This is a genomic window from Flavobacterium sp. (assembly GCF_044368625.1).
Classification (GTDB): domain Bacteria; phylum Bacteroidota; class Bacteroidia; order Flavobacteriales; family Flavobacteriaceae; genus Flavobacterium.
Genome location: NZ_JBIPPD010000056.1, coordinates 1 through 16,392 on the forward strand (window position 1 = coordinate 1; position 16,392 = coordinate 16,392).

Genomic DNA, 16,392 nt, shown 5'->3' on the forward strand with positions numbered 1-16,392 from the left:
AATATGCTTTACAAGAATCATCATTTGGGAATTCTTTTACTAGATTGAGTATATTTTGACCTTTAAAATTATCCATAATTCAGTATTTAAAGGAACTAATATACGGAATTTAACTTAATAACTCAATAAATTTAAGTGATACGATTTACAACTTCTGCCGGTTGTCTTCAGAATTCGTGTCAATCAATTTATTGTAAGGATCAACGCCTACTTCTATTGGTTTTTCGTTTACAATTATCGAAACTTTATTGTTGATTTTGTCAATTTTATATTTCTTATTGTACAATTCGTTTTCCAGTTCATAATCGCCTTTTTTGGTTTTAACACCAAAAACACCTACTTCAATATAGTCATTTAACGGATAGGATTCTATTGGCGATTTCGCTTTGAAAGTCAACGTTTTGCCCTTTTCATCTTTAAATATTTTCTTTCCTTTATCTGATGACCGGTATTTGGAAACCAAGAACGTAATGTCCACTTGGTATTTGCCATTCGGTAATTTCTTTGACGTTACTTTTTCTACTTTATTATCGTACAAAGTAATGGTTTCGAACATGTCTTTGATCAAATACTGGTATTGTTCTGGAGTTCCACGTTTGATGTGGTTTACAAATTCTATCGAATTCGTGTAAGGTGCTTCCTGAAACGCCACTTCTTTTACATAGCCTTTCAAGATGTTGTTGAAATTCTTTTCGCCTAAGTAATCACTCATGGCGTACAACACTAGCGAACCTTTGTTGTAATGAATGTACTGTTGGTTTTCATTAAACATCAACGGGTTTTCGTTTTTCCGTTCAAAAGTTCGTCCTTGCAAGTAGTTGTCCAAAGCATCTTTCAAGAAACGACGCATTTGAGCTTTGCCGTATTTTTCTTCCAAAACTTTAAGCGAACTGTACTCCGAGAGCGATTCTGACATCAAAGTCGCCCCTTTTACATTGGCTCCAATTACTTGATGGGCCCACCATTGATGCGCAATTTCATGTGAAATTACTGAAAATGGATAATCCACAGCATTCGGGTCTTCTTCATCTACATCGGCAATAAAACCAATCGCTTCAGAAAACGGAATCGTATTGGCAAACGATTGAGCAAAGGTTCCCATTGTTTTTGGAAACTCAATAATTCGAGCTTGTTTGTGTTGGTACGGACTGAAATTTTCTGAATAATATTTCAACGAACGTTTCATAGCGTCCATCATTCTATCAAGATTGTATTCATGGCCTTTGTGGTAGTAAATTTCTAAATTCACATCGTTCCATTTGTCTTTTTTCACTTCGTATCGGCCGGAGTTAAAGGCGTAAAAGTTCAGCATTTTCTGATCCATTTTATAATGGAAATACTTTCTTCCGTTTTCAACCCATTCTTTTTGAAGATAACCTGGAGCAATGGCAATTTGGTCCTCCGAAGTACTTACCGTAGTTTCAAATGTAATCCAATCGGCATTGTCGGAAATGTACGTGTTTTTTCTTGCGATAGAATCATTTGTAGCTGCCATTCGTTCTTTGGCAGGTAGTTTGTACTTTTTACGAACGTCATTATCGGCAATTTCTCCCGAAGCTGAATATCCAAACGATGGAAACATACCATTGTTAATGAAAGTTCCGTTTTCAATTACTTGTGAACGGTCTTCTAAAAAAGTATTTGCCCGATTCTTTACTTCAAAATTCACTAATAATGTATCCCCAGGAGCCAATGATTTTTCTAACTTATAAATGTCAAATCGGTACAAAGTATCTTTAGAAACGAGTTTGTTTTTAGCATCAAACCCAATCGATTTTAAGTTATCATAATAATTGACAAAGATAGAATCGATGGTCTTATCCGATTTGTTGACCATGATGTATTTGACTTTCGCCTGATAATTCCGCTCTTTTGGAAATATGTTCATGTTCACTTTTACATCTACAATTCGTGGTTGCGGATGTTTTTCAAACTTTTTGTATTTCTTTTCGAAATCAACTTGTTGTAATTCTAATTCTTGACTTGAATAATACGGTTCGTCTACCGTATCGTGTCGGTAAATAGCTGTTCCTAATCCTATAAAAGCGGCTAAAGCGATAAGAGAGGGAATTAAAATCGCTGGTTTCATTCTTCTTCCCGCAATTTGAAGCCGCTCTTTAACACTCGACAAAATGCCTCTTCTGAAAAACAAAAGTGTAATTCCGTAGAGAAAACCAATTAGCAACAACCAATAAACTTTGTAAATAAAAAATGCTCTAACAGAACCATAACCGTTCATATCGGAATAATCATAACCTCGCCCTGAATTGAAACTAAAAATGGGATGTTCGATTCCTAAAGCAGAAACCGATGGAAGCGCCAAAAGGAGTACTAATATCACAAAGAATCCCACTAAATAATTCTTGAAAAAAGATTGAATGAACAATGAGAAACCAATTAAGATAATACTACCAATTAAGTTGAAACCAAAAAGTTCGGTAACATAATGCAAGATTTCGAAATTGTAATAGCCGTAATACACTTGAATCAACATACAAGAAATCATTCCTAAAAACAAAATCACGAGTGTCATTCTGAAAAGGGCTAAAAACTTGGATAATAGCAAAGTCCAATTCGGGATGGGTGTAGCATCTACCAATCCATTCATTCGGCTATTTACCGCCAATTGAATCAAATAACCAGAAAACAAGAAAATTAAGATTCGGATAAAGAAATTAAAAGTACCGCCAAGTAAATCTAACACCTTCCAAGTTACTGGATACGTTCGAGTACCAAATAATTCTTGTCCTAAAGTTGCCCCAGAAATCAATACGAAAAGTACCAAAATAGAAGCGATGGTTATGAAAATCCAATTTTTTGTAATCAATCTAAATTCAAAACTAGAAATACTCCAAGCTGTTTTTAGGTTTTGCAAAAACGAATAATCGAAAGAAACTTTGGGTAAATTGATTCGGATAATGCTGCCAAAATTGTTTTTTACGATTCGTTCGGCTTTCTTTTTTCTGCCTAAAGTAATTGGTGAATGTGAAAAAGAAAACGTGAAATACAAGAGGGTAAAGAATAATAACGAAACGCCCATCCAAATAAGACGGTTGTAAACTATGACTTCATCCATCGGAATGTCTCTTACATTTTGTTCTTCAATCGTCCAATATTTCGTCACGTAACGCAGCGCTTCATCGCCATAAGGTTCAATTAAAGCAGCAGAATATTTATTTTCCATATCGTTGGTAATATTGCCCAACAACGCCTGAAGAATAAACAATACAACCACAAAAATAAATCCGATATACACATTTCGAGTGAGGGTAACCAACACGAAAATAATGGTTCCTATGAAGAAAATATTCGGAATCACAAAGATGAAATACGCTTGAAAATACGCCCAAAGACTTATAGGTCCTAACAAACTTTCATTGGCAAAAGGTAAAACCGTGGCGATTAAAAAACCCAATCCGATGGCAAAAGTGATGATGATGGTTATTAAAAATCCACTTAAAAACTTTCCAACCAAATAATCAAATTTGTTAAACGGATACGAATATAAAATCGTGTGGGTGTTGTATTTAAAATCCCGATAAACCGTGGCGCCAATAACTGTTGGAATAATAAAATAAACCAATTGCGATAAGCCATTCATAATTGCATTAATAGCAATCGGCGAATTCATTATCGTGTTAGAAGCTGTTGTAGTTCCTAAAAAGTCAAAATATCCCGTTGCAGAAGCCATTAATAAAAAGGAAACTACAAAGAACAAAGCAAAGTACAGGTAAAAAGATACGTTCCTGAACCATCTTTTAAATTCGAATGAAAATATGGTGCTTAACATTATACGAGTTCTTTTTTGAGTGCTACAAAATATACATCTTCAAGTCCTGGTTTAGCAGCTACAAAAGTTTCATCCGGTTGAAAATCGCTATACACCCGAATATTCAAGGTATTATCTTGATTGTAATTTGATGAAATTATATTGTACTTTAAGCTAAAACTTTCAAAATCTTCCCGTTCTACAATTCGCATCCAAAGTTTGCCTTCCAATTCTTTTTCAGCAGCATCGGGAGTGCCTCGGTATAAAATTTGTCCGCCATTCAAGATGGCCAATTCGTGACACAATTCTTTTACATCATCCACAATATGGGTGGAAAAAATAACGGTATGATTGGTGCCAATTTCACGCAAAACATTCAAAAACCGGTGACGTTCAGCAGGGTCTAATCCAGCAGTTGGTTCATCAACGATAATTAATTTTGGATTATTCAAAAGCAGTTGCGCAATCCCAAATCGCTGTTTCATTCCGCCTGAATATCCCGAAACACTTTTATGACGAACATCCCAAAGATTTGTTACTTCCAATACTTCTTTGATGATTTTCTTTCGATCTGAAGCAGAAGAAATGCCTTTTAACTTCGAAAAATAATCCAATAATTTTTCAGCCGACATATTAGGATATACGCCAAATTCCTGTGGTAAATACCCTAAAATTTTTCGCAAAGACATATTGTCTTCTAAAATGTTGATGCCATCAAATTCAATACTTCCTGAATCAGGCTTTTGTAAGGTAGCAATAGTTCGCATCAAAGAAGATTTTCCAGCACCGTTGGGACCTAATAATCCAAACATTCCTGTTCCAATTTCTAAATTTAGATTGTCCAATGCTTTAACACCGTTTTTATAGGTCTTACTTAAATTAGTTATTTTTAGTTTCATATATGTAAAATTTGATTTGTTAGCGGTTATATATGGTTTCGCTTTAATTTATTGGCGTTTGCTTGCGCAAACGGGTTGTTAATGGCGATTTCATATCTAGATGTTTATTGGTTTTGTTGATTCTTTTGTTGTACTGTTTTTGATAAGTAGCGCAATTGTTTGCATTGTTACATTTTAAAGAGAATTACTTTTTAAAAGATCAAGAATTGAGCATAATAATGCTTCAAAATTAAAAAGATCTTAGGTTAACAGCTGTAATCAAACATAATGAATAACTAAGATTTAACAGTTTGAGTATGTATTTTATTTTAAAATGCAAAAATTTTATAGCAAAACACAATTTATTCTACTAGCGTTTCTCATTTCTATAAATCCCCCTTTTTAAGCTTTTATTATTTGGAAATAGTCTAAATAAACTTAAATTTGCTGCAGCTATTTATAATCATTATGTTTAAGACGGTTTGTTTTCTCTTTTTTATTTTATTTGGATTTTCAGTTTGGGCTCAAAACGGTACAATTTCCGGAACATTAGTTTTCGAAAATAATGAACCTGCAACTGGGGTTTTAGTTGTTATTCACGGGAGTCAAAAATCGGCAATTAGCAATGAAAAAGGAGCATTTACGATAAACAATATTCCTTATGGACAATATGTTTTGCAAACCAATTCGATGGAAGCTCAATCAGCAACCCAAAATATAAATTTAAATTGTCCTAATCTTGAAATAACAATTTCTTTAAATACAAAACAATCAGAAGAGTTAGATGAAGTAGTTGTAACGACCATTTCAGAAAAACAAAAAATCGAAAACAAAGGTTTTGCTGTAAATGTAATTGATACCAAAACCGCAGCCCTTCGAAATTTACAAACCAACGAACTTTTAAATCGCACAGCTGGTGTAAGAATTCGTCAAAATGGGGGTTTAGGTTCGGAAGTACAATACAATATTAACGGCTTGTCGGGCAATGCTGTACGGATTTTTATTGACGGAATTCCCATTTCAACTTACGGTTCGTCATTCGATTTAAACAGTATTCCACCTGCAATGATTGAACGAATTGAAGTCTACAAAGGCGTTGTGCCTGGTCATTTATCAGATGATTCTCTTGGTGGAGCCATCAATATTGTTTTAAAAAATTCGTTTCGAAATAATTTTAATGTGGCAGCTTCTTACGGTTCGTTCAATACGGCTCAAACCAATTTTAGCGGTTTGTACCGAATGGATAAATCAGGATTCACTTTAAAAGCCTCTGGATTTTTGAATTATACGGACAATGGTTATGAAGTTTGGGGCAAAAATGTGTACAATATTTTGCCAAACGGTCAGCAGCAATTTGTTCGCGCCAGACGATTCAACGATATGTTTCGGTCTATTGGAGGGGTTGCAGAAGTAGGTTTTACAGATGTAAAATGGGCAGATAATTTTTTCATAGGAATAAACAGTTCAGATTCCTATAAACAAGTGCAACATGGAACTTTCATGACTGTTCCTTACAAAGGCAGATTTTTAGAATCAGATGCAAATTTGCTCAACCTGACCTACAATAAAAAACAATTTTTTGCCAAAGGTTTGGATGTAAGCGTTCACGGAATTTATGGACAAAGACACAGAACAATAAACGATACGGTAAAACACAATTACAATTGGTTTGGTGAAAAAAGTTTGGATTTAAATGGAAATCCTATTCTTCGACCGCAAGGAGCTCAACAGGGAGCGCCCACAATTGCAAATATCAACAGAAAAGTAGCATCTATTAGAACAGGAATGTCTTATGAAATTAATGATAAGCACAAAGTGCTTTTGAACCATTTATTCTCTGTTGTGGACCGAAGCGATGATGATGAGTTAAAGTCGGTTCTTGAACGAAAGTTTTTTGGCACTAGAGATTTAAGAAAAAATATTTTGTCTTTGAGTTATGAATTTACAGCTTTCGAAAATAGATTAAAAACAACGGTTTTCGGTAAATACTATCAACAATATATCGAACGAATGAATCCCATTGTCGAAACTATTGAAGGTGTAGCAACTCGAGTGGAAGATATTGTAACTACTAATGTTAATGCGGAAGGTTATGGAATGGCAATTTCTTATTCAATAACTAAAAATATGGCGCTTTTAGCATCAGCTGAAAAAAGTGTTCGTTTGCCTAATGAAAATGAAGTTTTTGGTGACGTTGGCGATAATATTGCTGAAAACCCGAACATTAGACCTGAAATCAGTAACAATTTTAACCTTGGAACGCGAATTGGAAATCTCAATTTTAAAAATCACGATGTAGCTCTTTCCGTGAACGGTTTTATTAGAGACGTTACCGATAGAATTGGCGTGCCCGTCCAAACCAGTTTAAATTCCAATGTGCAAACTTTACCATTTGTAAACCAAGGAAATACAAATTCAAAAGGATTTGATGTGGAACTGAATTATACCTTCAAGAAAAATTTAAACATCATCGTCAACGCTTCTAAGTTTGACCTCACTACCAAAGACGTTTTCGGCATTGAATACGACATTCCCAATGAACCTTTTTTAACTACAAATGCAAGCGTTCAATATTCGATAAAAAATTTGGTCAGTCAAAATTCGCAGCTGAACCTGTATTATAATTTCATGTTCGTGGAAACATTCAGCTACATCCGAAAATTATACAGTAATACTTCAGGAACTGATTTTTTCGATATACCGCAACAATTGCTGCATGATTTTGGCGCAAGCTATGTTTTTCCAAGCAAAAAGTATGTCATAAGTTTCGATGCTAAGAATATTTTTAATGAACAAGCCTTCGACAATATGGCGGTTCAAAAGCCGGGTAGGGCTTTCTACTTCAAATTCAATTACGTAATCAATAATTTTTAATATTTTTATATATGAGAAAAACAGTTTTTAAATTCGCAACATCAGCTGCATTATTCAGTACACTTATTTTTTCAGTAAGTTGCAGTGACGATGATAAAACAGGAGCAACCACTGAACCGCCAATAACCGAAGGACGATGGATTACTGTCGCTGGTGCTGTTATGGGTGTAACAGATGCAACGCCTGGTGACGGTAATGGCGGAACTATTGTATATTCAATTAGTAAAGAAAATGCTAAAGATCCTAGTAAATCCTTTGATGTTTTCGAAAATGGATTTGTTGTTCCCTCTAACAGAACGGCGAGATTACAATCTTCTCAAGATGGAAGTACACTTTTCAATATCGCCTATGGCGGTGCAAACGGTGGCGAATATTCAAAATATATTGTGGGCGGTGGACAAAATTTTGCGCAAACAGGCGCTTTGGTCAATATTTCTCAATATGCTGGAACTTCGCCAAGATGGGCCAAATTATTTGACGGCGATAAAACCGGAATTGCTGTAAATGTAACCACGCCAACCGTTGTTGCTAATGGCACAACTTATGTGAGAACCAGAGGAACGGCCAATGTTATTTCTCTTGATTTAGTAAATTCACTTATTTCACAAGCAAAATCCTATGAAATTCCGCTGACGGATGCCGAAGAAATTCAAGGGCATCATATTTTCAGATTGGACGCTCCAGTTTTAAACAAAGCCGGTAACAAATTAATCATTGGTACTTGGATGCGAAAAACAAATCCTGCAACGGGTTTAAACCAAACAGAATTTACACGTTTGGGTTCGAAATCGGTGGTTGTCGATTATCCTTCTTTAGAAAATCCTGTTGTAATTACTTCAACAGTAGGTTTTGGCGACACAAGCGGATACAGAAGTTTTAATGCATTTGTGGGAGACGATGGAAATATTTATCAAGCTACTCAAAGAGATGCAAACGGTTCGCATATCTTACGGATCAATCAAAACAACCAATACGATAATTCATACGTATTTAGTTTGGACGACGCTTTAGGAATTTCAGGTTCTTATATCGAAAGCTGGAAATACGCCGGAAACGGAAAAGCGATTGTAGCTTACACACATGAAGGAGCTGCAGTTTCTTCAATTTCAAATCAATCGCAGAGTTTTTTGGCACTTATTGATTTGAATACTAAAACCGCACAACAAGTAAGTGTACCTTATGATGTTGATTTATATTTATTCCAATACCAAGGTTTTGTAATTGATGGATTTGATATTTATGTAACCCTAGCTCCTGTTGGAAAAGACGGTAGAATTTACATTATTAACAGTCAAACAGGTAACGTAACCGAAGGGGCTAAATTGATTAACAAACCAGGAAATCATTTTTCTGGAGCGTTCTAAATTTTTTGATAAAGTTTAAACTATAGTAAATTCCGTGTAGTACTTTCGCTCCACGGAATTTTCAAAAATAATAAGAGAAATTATACCTCTCAAAATAATAAGGATATGAAAAAAATTTTGTTCATCGCAATTTTGCTAACGGCAAGCTTTTCAAATGCTCAAAACTCATTATTACAAACTGATTTTTGGAAAAAAAATCCAGACATAAGCACCGTTCAAGCTGAAATCAAAAAAGGAAACAGTCCTTCCGAAGCCAATAAAGGCAATTTCGATCCCGTTACTATGGCCATTAATAATGATGCTTCGGAACAAGTTATCAAATTTCTGGTGCAACAAGAGGGAAATGGGGTAAATAAATTGACGCACGACGGAAGAATCTATTTGCATTGGGCTGCAAATAGGGGAAATGTCGAAATCGTAAAATTTTTACTCGAAAATGGCGCAAATATTGATCTAACGGATGACAAAGGAGCCACACCAATTGTATTTGCAGCCTCAAACGGTATGGCTAACCCTCAAGTTTACGAACTCTTTTTTCAAGCAGGAACGGATCCCAAACAAAAATTTAAGAATGGAGCCAATTTGCTGCTTCTTGGAATTCCAAATGATAAAGAGTTGAAGTTAGCGGCATTTCTTTCAACAAAGGGACTTTCTTTAACGGACACAGACGATTTAGGAAATACGGCTTTTAATTATGCTGCAAAATCGGGCGACATTCCACTTTTGCAAAAGCTTAAAGAAAAAGGAATTAAATTTGATGGAAGGGCTTTGATTAATGCTTCGCAAGGAACAAGGTCTTCTTCGGCAACTTTAGAAACGTACAAATATTTAGTTGAGGATTTAAAAATCAACCCAAATTCGGTGGGTGATAACGGCGAAAATGTGTTGCACAACTTAGTCAAAAAACAAAAACAGAACGAAATTATCGCTTATTTTTTATCAAAAAACGTAGATGTAAACCACCAAGATAAAGAAGGAAATTCGGTTTTAATGAATGCTGTAAGAGGAAATGTTGATGACCTGAAAACATTTTTTTCGAAAGTAAAAGACCTAAATGCAACCAATTCAAAAGGACTTTCTGCATTAACTTTTGCCCTAGAAAACGGTTCGTCAGAGATGGTAGATTTCTTACTTACCAATGGTGCAAAAACCAATTTGGTAGACAAAAACGGCAATAATTTGGGTTATTATTGGATGCAATCCTACAAACCATTGCGAGAAGGTCAAAAAGACGAATCTCAAAATAAATTTGATCTCTTACAAAAAGCAGGTTTTGATTTTGCAACACCTCAAAAAGACGGAAATACCCTGTATCATTTAGCCGTTGTCAAAAATGATTTGAACCTTTTTACCAAGTTAGAAAGTCTAAAAGTGGATGTAAATGCTAAAAATAGCGAAGGAATGACGGCTTTGCAAAAAGCGGCTTTAACGGCAAAAGACGATACAATTTTGAAATATTTACTTTCAATTGGAGCCAATAAAGACCTCAAAACAGAGTTTGACGAAACCGCTTACGATTTGGCAACTGAAAATGAACTTTTAATCGCAAATAAAGTTGCTCTGGATTTTTTAAAATAAAACGAAATAAGGATTTTTAAAATCACTTTTTTATTAAATAAAAGTAGTATGAAAAGTAGTGTAAAATTAATATTGTTGGGATTCTTTGGACTGGTAATCAATCTTCAAGTTACTGCTCAAAGTGCCAAATACAAGTGCATGCTTCAAATGTCTAATTATGATGGACTAGAAGCCTATGTTGTAGTTTCCTTAATCGATGCTAAAGGAAATTACGAAAAAACCCTTTACATAATGGGGCCTGACAAGCAATGGTATAATGGATTTAAGGAATGGAATTCAAAATTGGCAAAAAAGAAAGAAAACCTCAACGGAATTACTGGAGCTTCTGTAGCTGCCGGAGACCGAAGTGTTACCACATTTTCAATTGACGAGTCCAAGTTGAATAAAGGGTATAAATTACGGTTTGAAACCGCTGTGGAAGATGGTAAAAACCACATTCAAGATGTTGAAATTTCTTTAACCACCGACGGAATTACTACAAAAACCGAGGGAAAAGGCTACATACGATACGTAAAACTCAATAAAATTCAGTAACCCAATATGACTTTGTCCCTCTGGAGATATGCCCATTTAGCTTTGGCTGTTACGGCTTCGCTTGTATTGATTGTTGCTTCTTTAACAGGAGCGGTACTCGCTATTGATACCGCAAGCGAAAAAGCAAATGCTTTTAAGGTGGACAATTTTAACCACATTTCGCTAGATCAATTCTTGCCCGAATTGCGAAAAAAATATGCCGAAATTTCTACGGTTTCGGTAGATCACAATCAATTTGTTTCAGTTGAAGCTTTTGACAGTGAAGGAAATGAAATTAAAGGCTACATCAATCCAAATTCGGGAGAAATTCGAGGCAAAGCCATCGAGAAAAGCGAATTCATCAAATGGAATATTGCTCTTCATCGCTCTTTGTTTTTGCATGAAACAGGCCGATGTATAGTGGGTATTGCCTCTTTTCTTTTTTTTCTGATTGCTATTACAGGAACAATTCTATTAATAAAACGTCAAAAGGGAATTCTACATTTTTTTTCCAAAGTAAATTCCGATTCACTTTCGCAATATGTACACGTCGTTATCGGAAAAATAATGTTGGTTCCAGTTTTAATTATCGCCTTAACAGGAACCTATTTGTTTTTACTTCGCTTTGAAATTATTCCAAAAGAAAAAACAAGGCAAACAGTTTATACTGAAAACACGAACTTAAAAAAACTTCCTTTATCAGATTTTTCTGTTTTCAAAGAAATTAAATTGGCTGAGGTTTCTAAAATCGAATTTCCCTTTATAGAAGACGATCCGGATGAGTTTTTTATTTTAAAATTAAAAGACAAAGAGTTAACAGTAAACCAGTTTAACGGACAAATTGTAAAGGAAACAAAATATCCGTTTACACAAATAGTCGAGAAGTTAAGTTTTGATTTACACATGGGTCAAATTAATTTTGTTTGGGCAATTATACTAGCAATGGCTTCGCTAGCGATTTTACTGTCCATTTATTCTGGTTTTGCCATTACTTTAAAGCGAACGAAAACCAAAATCAAAAATAAATTTAAAGCCAACGAATGCGAATTCATCCTTTTAGTAGGTTCGGAAAATGGGACAACTTTAGGTTTTGCCAATCAAATACACATTCAATTGCAAGCCAATGGAAAAAAGTCATATTTAACAGAGATGAACAATTTTGCGGAGTTTCCAAGTGCAAAACAGTTGGTTGTTTTTACTTCCACTTACGGTTTGGGCGAAGCACCAGCCAACGCTTCTAAATTTGAAAAATTAGTAAATCAATTTCCACAAAGTCAAAAAATAAAGTATTCAGTAGTAGGTTTTGGTTCAAAATCCTATCCTGATTTTTGTGAATATGCCAAACAAGTGAACGAATTATTGTCTAAACAAATTTGGGCAGTACAATCATTAAAGCTTTATACTGTAAACGATAAATCAACCGAAGAATTTACAAAATGGGTTGCCGATTGGGCAAATTTAAATATATTGGCAATTGCAACAGCTCCTTCGTTGTACAGCCAGAAGTTGCCAAAATTAAAAAAATTCAAGCTAGTTGATAGAGCAGAAATCACTTCGGAGGAGGTAACTACTTTTCGAATTAATTTGAAACCTTCGGCATTGACAAAATTTAAATCAGGCGATTTATTAGCGATTTATCCAAAAAATGATGCCGTAGAACGCTTTTATTCCATCGGAAAAGTCAATAATTCGATACAATTAATTGTGCGTTTACATCCCAATGGTTTGGGTTCCGAATTTTTATATCGTTTAAAAAAGGGAGCTGAAATTAAAGCACGATTGATTAAAAATACACATTTTCATTTTCCGAAAAAAGCTTCGAAAGTCGCCCTTATTTCTAACGGAACTGGAATTGCACCTTTTTTAGGAATGATTGACGAAAATAAAAGCAAAGTAGAAACGCATTTGTATTGTGGCTTTCGAAAAGAAAACGAACTTACAAAACGCTATTCGGAAATTACTAAAAAACATCTGGATAACGGAAAACTAAAATCCTTTGAACTGGCTTTTTCACGACAAGAAAATGCTCAATATGTAATGGATTTGATTATTCGAGACCAAGATTTTTTTCTCGAATTATTAAGAAATAAGGGAATTATAATGATTTGTGGGGCATTAAAAATGCAAAAAGATGTGGAAGCGGTTTTAAATTCTATTTGCGAAAATAACGGCGAAAGCTTCGAAAACTTCAAAACAAATGGTCAAATTTTAGCCGATTGTTATTAAATTTCATTGCCATGAAAAAACTGCATTTTCTTTTGTTTTGTTTGCTTTTCTTCCCCATTGGTGCCTTTGCTCAAGTGCAAGAAACCAAAACGGTCAATTTAATGGGAAGTGTTTTCCAAATCACACTTGTTGATAAAGATTCCGTCTCAGCGCATCAAAACATTCAAAAAGTAGTTGCAGAAATTGAACGCATCGAAAATTTAATTTCGGAATGGCGGCCTGAGACTCCAATTTCGCAAATAAACCAAAACGCTGGAATTAAGCCTGTAAAAGTCGATAAAGAAGTATTTGAGATTACTAAAAAAGCCATTTATTTCTCGAAAATTACCAAAGGTGCTTTTGACATCAGCATCGTGGCGATGGACAAAATTTGGAAGTTTGACGGTTCAATGGAACAATTGCCTGCTCGAAAAAATATTCGAAAGTCTATTGAAAAAGTCAATTATAAAAACATCATTCTGGATTCAGTTAATTCAACTATTTTTCTTTCTAAAAAAGGTATGAAAATCGGATTTGGCTCTATCGGAAAAGGATATGCGGCCGATAAAGGACGTCAGTTGATGCAATCACTTGGCATAAAAGGCGGAATTATAAATGCAGCGGGTGATATTGCAACTTGGGGAACTCAACTTAATGGAAAGCCTTGGAAAATTGGGGTCAATAATCCTTTTGAAACCGGAGAAACCATCGAAATTCTAGAATTTTCAACAAATAAAGCTGTTACAACTTCGGGGAATTATGAAAAATATGTGGAATTCAAAGGCAAACGCTATTCTCACATTATCAATCCTAAAACAGGAATTCCATCAACGGGTTTAACCAGCGTTACTATTATAGGCGAAAATGCCGAAATGTGTAATGGTTTTAGTACTTCAGTAATGGTTTTGGGTTTAAAAAAAGGACTGAAGTTGATGAAAAAACATCCCGAATACAACTATATTATTTTGACAACCGAAGAAAAAGTAATTAAGAATTTTTGATTTGCTAAATGATAGCAACTTAACTTTTCATCTTTGTATCTTTGCATTTCTAAAAATCCCACAATATAATGATTGAAGATAAAAATCAGCAACGTACCAGTCTCGGACAACTTGGTGAATTCGGTTTAATTGAGCATTTGACCCAAAACTTTCAAATTACACAAACCTCAACTTTAAAAGGAATTGGAGACGATGCCGCTGTTTTGGATTTCAAGGATAAAAAAGTAGTGGTTTCAACCGATTTATTGATTGAAGGCGTACATTTTGATTTGGCCTATATGCCTTTGAAACATTTGGGTTACAAAGCGGTGGTGGTCAATCTCTCGGATATTTGTGCGATGAATGCAAAGCCTACACAAATCACAGTTTCTGTTGCAGTTTCAAACCGGTTTCCGCTGGAAGCAATGGAGGAATTGTTTGAAGGAATAACTTTGGCGGCCAATCAGTACAAAGTCGACGTTATCGGTGGCGACACGACTTCTTCCCAAAAAGGATTGATTATCAGTATTACGGCAATTGGCGAAGCAAACGCAGAAGATATAGTTTACAGAAATGGGGCAGGAGAAACCGACTTGTTAGTGGTTACAGGCGATGTAGGTTCGGCTTATATGGGTTTGCAGGTGTTGGAACGCGAAAAACAAGTGTTTTTAGTAAATCCCAATTCGCAGCCGGATTTGGATTTGTATGCATATTTGGTAGAACGCCAACTAAAACCAGAAGCGCGAACCGATGTTCGAACCTTATTTCACGCTTTAGAATTAAAACCAACTTCGATGATTGATATTTCCGACGGACTTTCGTCAGAAATTATTCATTTGTGTAAAAGTTCGAAAGTAGGCTGTAATTTATATGAAGAAAAGTTGCCCATCGACCCACAGTTGATAAGTGTGTGCGAAGAATTTAATATCGATTCCACAACCGTAGCAATAAACGGTGGCGAAGATTATGAACTGCTTTTTACGATAAAAATGGAAGATTTTGATAAAATCAAAGCCAATCCGCATTTTACAATTATAGGTCACATGACCCAAGAAAGTGAAGGAATTCATCTCATCACGCGTGCCAATACTAAAATTGAATTGCGAGCGAGAGGATGGAATGCTTTGGAGGAGTAGCTTTTAGTTTTCAGTCGCAGTTTATAGTCTCAGTGTACAGTTTTCAGTCACAGTCGCAGTTTTCAGTTTACATCCCGTCCCGAAGTTTCAGAATTGAGGGCAGTTTACGGCCCAATTCATCGCCTATGGTCAGGGTTCGCAACTCCCCTCCTTTGGGGTGAGTGGGGGGAGGATTCAATTCCTCCCTGTTTCATCAGGATACAATTCTGAAACAGTGTCGCTTTGCCAAAATTCTTTGCTGTCCACGTCCATAATGGTTATTGGTCCTTTAAAAGCAGCACCGGTATCTACATTCCAAATATTCGCTTTCTGAATCGGTACTTCTTCGCAAATCCGAGTTACAGGCGTATGGCCAATAAAAACTTCTTCGTACAATAAAAACCGCTGTGGATAAAAATGCGAATCTTTAGGAATTTGCTCATCAAAACACAAAGCCATTTCCCAAAGCGTGCGGTCCCAATACAAAGATTTTGCAAAATATTCGTGGTCAACGCCTTTTAAGTTTGTAAATCCTGCATGCACAAAAAGGCGGTTATTTTCGTCCAAATAATAATTTTTTAGTGTTTTCAAAAATGTAATGTGTTCAATCTTTTTTGCTGCATTCAATTTTTTGTAAGCATCAATTGTTGCTCCACCGCCGTGTATTTTCCACATTTCATTGTAAGAATTTGTTTCAAGGTAATGTTGCAATAATTCGTCATGATTGCCACGAAGTAAAATACAATTATGAGTTTCCCGCAGTTCCATCAAGAAATCCAATACTTGTGGCGACTCACTCCAACCATCTACATAATCCCCGAGAAAAATCAACGTATCATTTTGGGTTACCTTAGCGCGTTCTAAAACTTGTTTCAAGGCTTTTAAACCTCCATGAATGTCGCCAATAACTAATGTTCTTTTATTTTTTAGAATTGTATCTCTAGTTAACATCATATTTCATTTTCCTTAAAATCCGCATCACTTCCTTAAAAGCGATGTACACTATTTTATTTTCTGCAGCTTTCAAAAAAGGTTTTGCTGCAATCAGCTGTTCTTTGGCATCGTCAAATCCGTTGAGATAACAAATCATCAGTGTCGAGGAAATATTTTCTAAAT

The 16,392-nt window shown here is 35.2% G+C and carries 11 protein-coding genes; 7 read left to right on the forward strand and 4 right to left on the reverse strand.

What is annotated here, in order from left to right; genetic code table 11:
* Positions 1-145: 145 nt before the first annotated feature.
* Positions 146-3,790 carry an ABC transporter permease/M1 family aminopeptidase gene (locus ACIQ2X_RS06275; protein WP_396178076.1) on the reverse strand — a complete coding sequence of 1,215 codons (3,645 nt, stop codon included), beginning with the start codon at positions 3,788-3,790 and terminating at the stop codon, positions 146-148.
* The gene (locus ACIQ2X_RS06280; protein WP_396178077.1) at positions 3,790-4,668 is read right to left on the reverse strand and encodes an ABC transporter ATP-binding protein; all 879 of its coding nucleotides are present in this window, start codon (positions 4,666-4,668) and stop codon (positions 3,790-3,792) included. The genes ACIQ2X_RS06275 and ACIQ2X_RS06280 overlap by 1 nt, the downstream gene beginning before the upstream one ends.
* 423 nt (positions 4,669-5,091) lie before the next feature.
* On the opposite strand from ACIQ2X_RS06280, the gene ACIQ2X_RS06285 reads away from it, so the two are divergent.
* The 7 genes from ACIQ2X_RS06285 (at position 5,092) to thiL (ending at position 15,297) form a co-directional block, all read left to right on the forward strand.
* The gene (locus ACIQ2X_RS06285; RefSeq protein ID WP_396178078.1) at positions 5,092-7,521 is read left to right on the forward strand and encodes a TonB-dependent receptor; all 2,430 of its coding nucleotides are present in this window, start codon (positions 5,092-5,094) and stop codon (positions 7,519-7,521) included.
* 11 nt (positions 7,522-7,532) lie between these two features.
* Positions 7,533-8,885: a hypothetical protein gene (locus ACIQ2X_RS06290; protein WP_396178079.1), complete on the forward strand. Its 1,353-nt coding sequence runs from the start codon at positions 7,533-7,535 to the stop codon at positions 8,883-8,885.
* Between the two features lie 105 nt (positions 8,886-8,990).
* Positions 8,991-10,463, forward strand: a complete 1,473-nt coding sequence (locus tag ACIQ2X_RS06295; protein WP_396178080.1) for an ankyrin repeat domain-containing protein — start codon at positions 8,991-8,993, stop codon at positions 10,461-10,463.
* Between the two features lie 48 nt (positions 10,464-10,511).
* Positions 10,512-10,997, forward strand: a complete 486-nt coding sequence (locus tag ACIQ2X_RS06300; protein WP_396178081.1) for a DUF2271 domain-containing protein — start codon at positions 10,512-10,514, stop codon at positions 10,995-10,997.
* A 6-nt stretch (positions 10,998-11,003) separates the two neighbouring features.
* Positions 11,004-13,202 (forward strand): PepSY domain-containing protein, encoded by a 2,199-nt coding sequence (locus ACIQ2X_RS06305; RefSeq protein ID WP_396178082.1) that lies wholly within the window; start codon positions 11,004-11,006, stop codon positions 13,200-13,202.
* 11 nt (positions 13,203-13,213) lie between these two features.
* Positions 13,214-14,182 (forward strand): FAD:protein FMN transferase, encoded by a 969-nt coding sequence (locus tag ACIQ2X_RS06310; protein ID WP_396178083.1) that lies wholly within the window; start codon positions 13,214-13,216, stop codon positions 14,180-14,182.
* 68 nt (positions 14,183-14,250) lie between these two features.
* On the forward strand, positions 14,251-15,297 hold the full coding sequence (gene thiL / locus ACIQ2X_RS06315) for a thiamine-phosphate kinase (RefSeq protein ID WP_396178084.1): 1,047 nt from the start codon (positions 14,251-14,253) through the stop codon (positions 15,295-15,297).
* Between the two features lie 174 nt (positions 15,298-15,471).
* Here thiL and ACIQ2X_RS06320 read toward each other — a convergent pair whose 3' ends face one another.
* Both ACIQ2X_RS06320 and ACIQ2X_RS06325 read right to left on the reverse strand, forming a co-directional pair.
* Entirely contained in the window at positions 15,472-16,230 is a 759-nt protein-coding gene (locus ACIQ2X_RS06320; RefSeq protein WP_396178085.1) for a metallophosphoesterase family protein, read from the reverse strand.
* Positions 16,217-16,366, reverse strand: a complete 150-nt coding sequence (locus tag ACIQ2X_RS06325) for a DUF5929 domain-containing protein (RefSeq protein ID WP_396178086.1) — start codon at positions 16,364-16,366, stop codon at positions 16,217-16,219. Before ACIQ2X_RS06325 ends, ACIQ2X_RS06320 begins: the two co-directional genes overlap by 14 nt.
* Positions 16,367-16,392 lie beyond the last annotated feature (26 nt).

What these genes read in the sequence shown, in the direction of transcription:
- ACIQ2X_RS06295 (WP_396178080.1), top strand. Translation starts at nt 8,991, where the DNA reads ATGAAAAAAATTTTGTTCATCGCAATTTTGCTAACGGCAAGCTTTTCA.
- ACIQ2X_RS06280 (WP_396178077.1), bottom strand. Translation starts at nt 4,668, where the DNA reads ATGAAACTAAAAATAACTAATTTAAGTAAGACCTATAAAAACGGTGTT.
- thiL (WP_396178084.1), top strand. Translation starts at nt 14,251, where the DNA reads ATGATTGAAGATAAAAATCAGCAACGTACCAGTCTCGGACAACTTGGT.
- ACIQ2X_RS06290 (WP_396178079.1), top strand. Translation starts at nt 7,533, where the DNA reads ATGAGAAAAACAGTTTTTAAATTCGCAACATCAGCTGCATTATTCAGT.
- ACIQ2X_RS06300 (WP_396178081.1), top strand. Translation starts at nt 10,512, where the DNA reads ATGAAAAGTAGTGTAAAATTAATATTGTTGGGATTCTTTGGACTGGTA.
- ACIQ2X_RS06310 (WP_396178083.1), top strand. Translation starts at nt 13,214, where the DNA reads ATGAAAAAACTGCATTTTCTTTTGTTTTGTTTGCTTTTCTTCCCCATT.
- ACIQ2X_RS06305 (WP_396178082.1), top strand. Translation starts at nt 11,004, where the DNA reads ATGACTTTGTCCCTCTGGAGATATGCCCATTTAGCTTTGGCTGTTACG.
- ACIQ2X_RS06325 (WP_396178086.1), bottom strand. Translation starts at nt 16,366, where the DNA reads ATGATTTGTTATCTCAACGGATTTGACGATGCCAAAGAACAGCTGATT.
- ACIQ2X_RS06275 (WP_396178076.1), bottom strand. Translation starts at nt 3,790, where the DNA reads ATGTTAAGCACCATATTTTCATTCGAATTTAAAAGATGGTTCAGGAAC.
- ACIQ2X_RS06320 (WP_396178085.1), bottom strand. Translation starts at nt 16,230, where the DNA reads ATGATGTTAACTAGAGATACAATTCTAAAAAATAAAAGAACATTAGTT.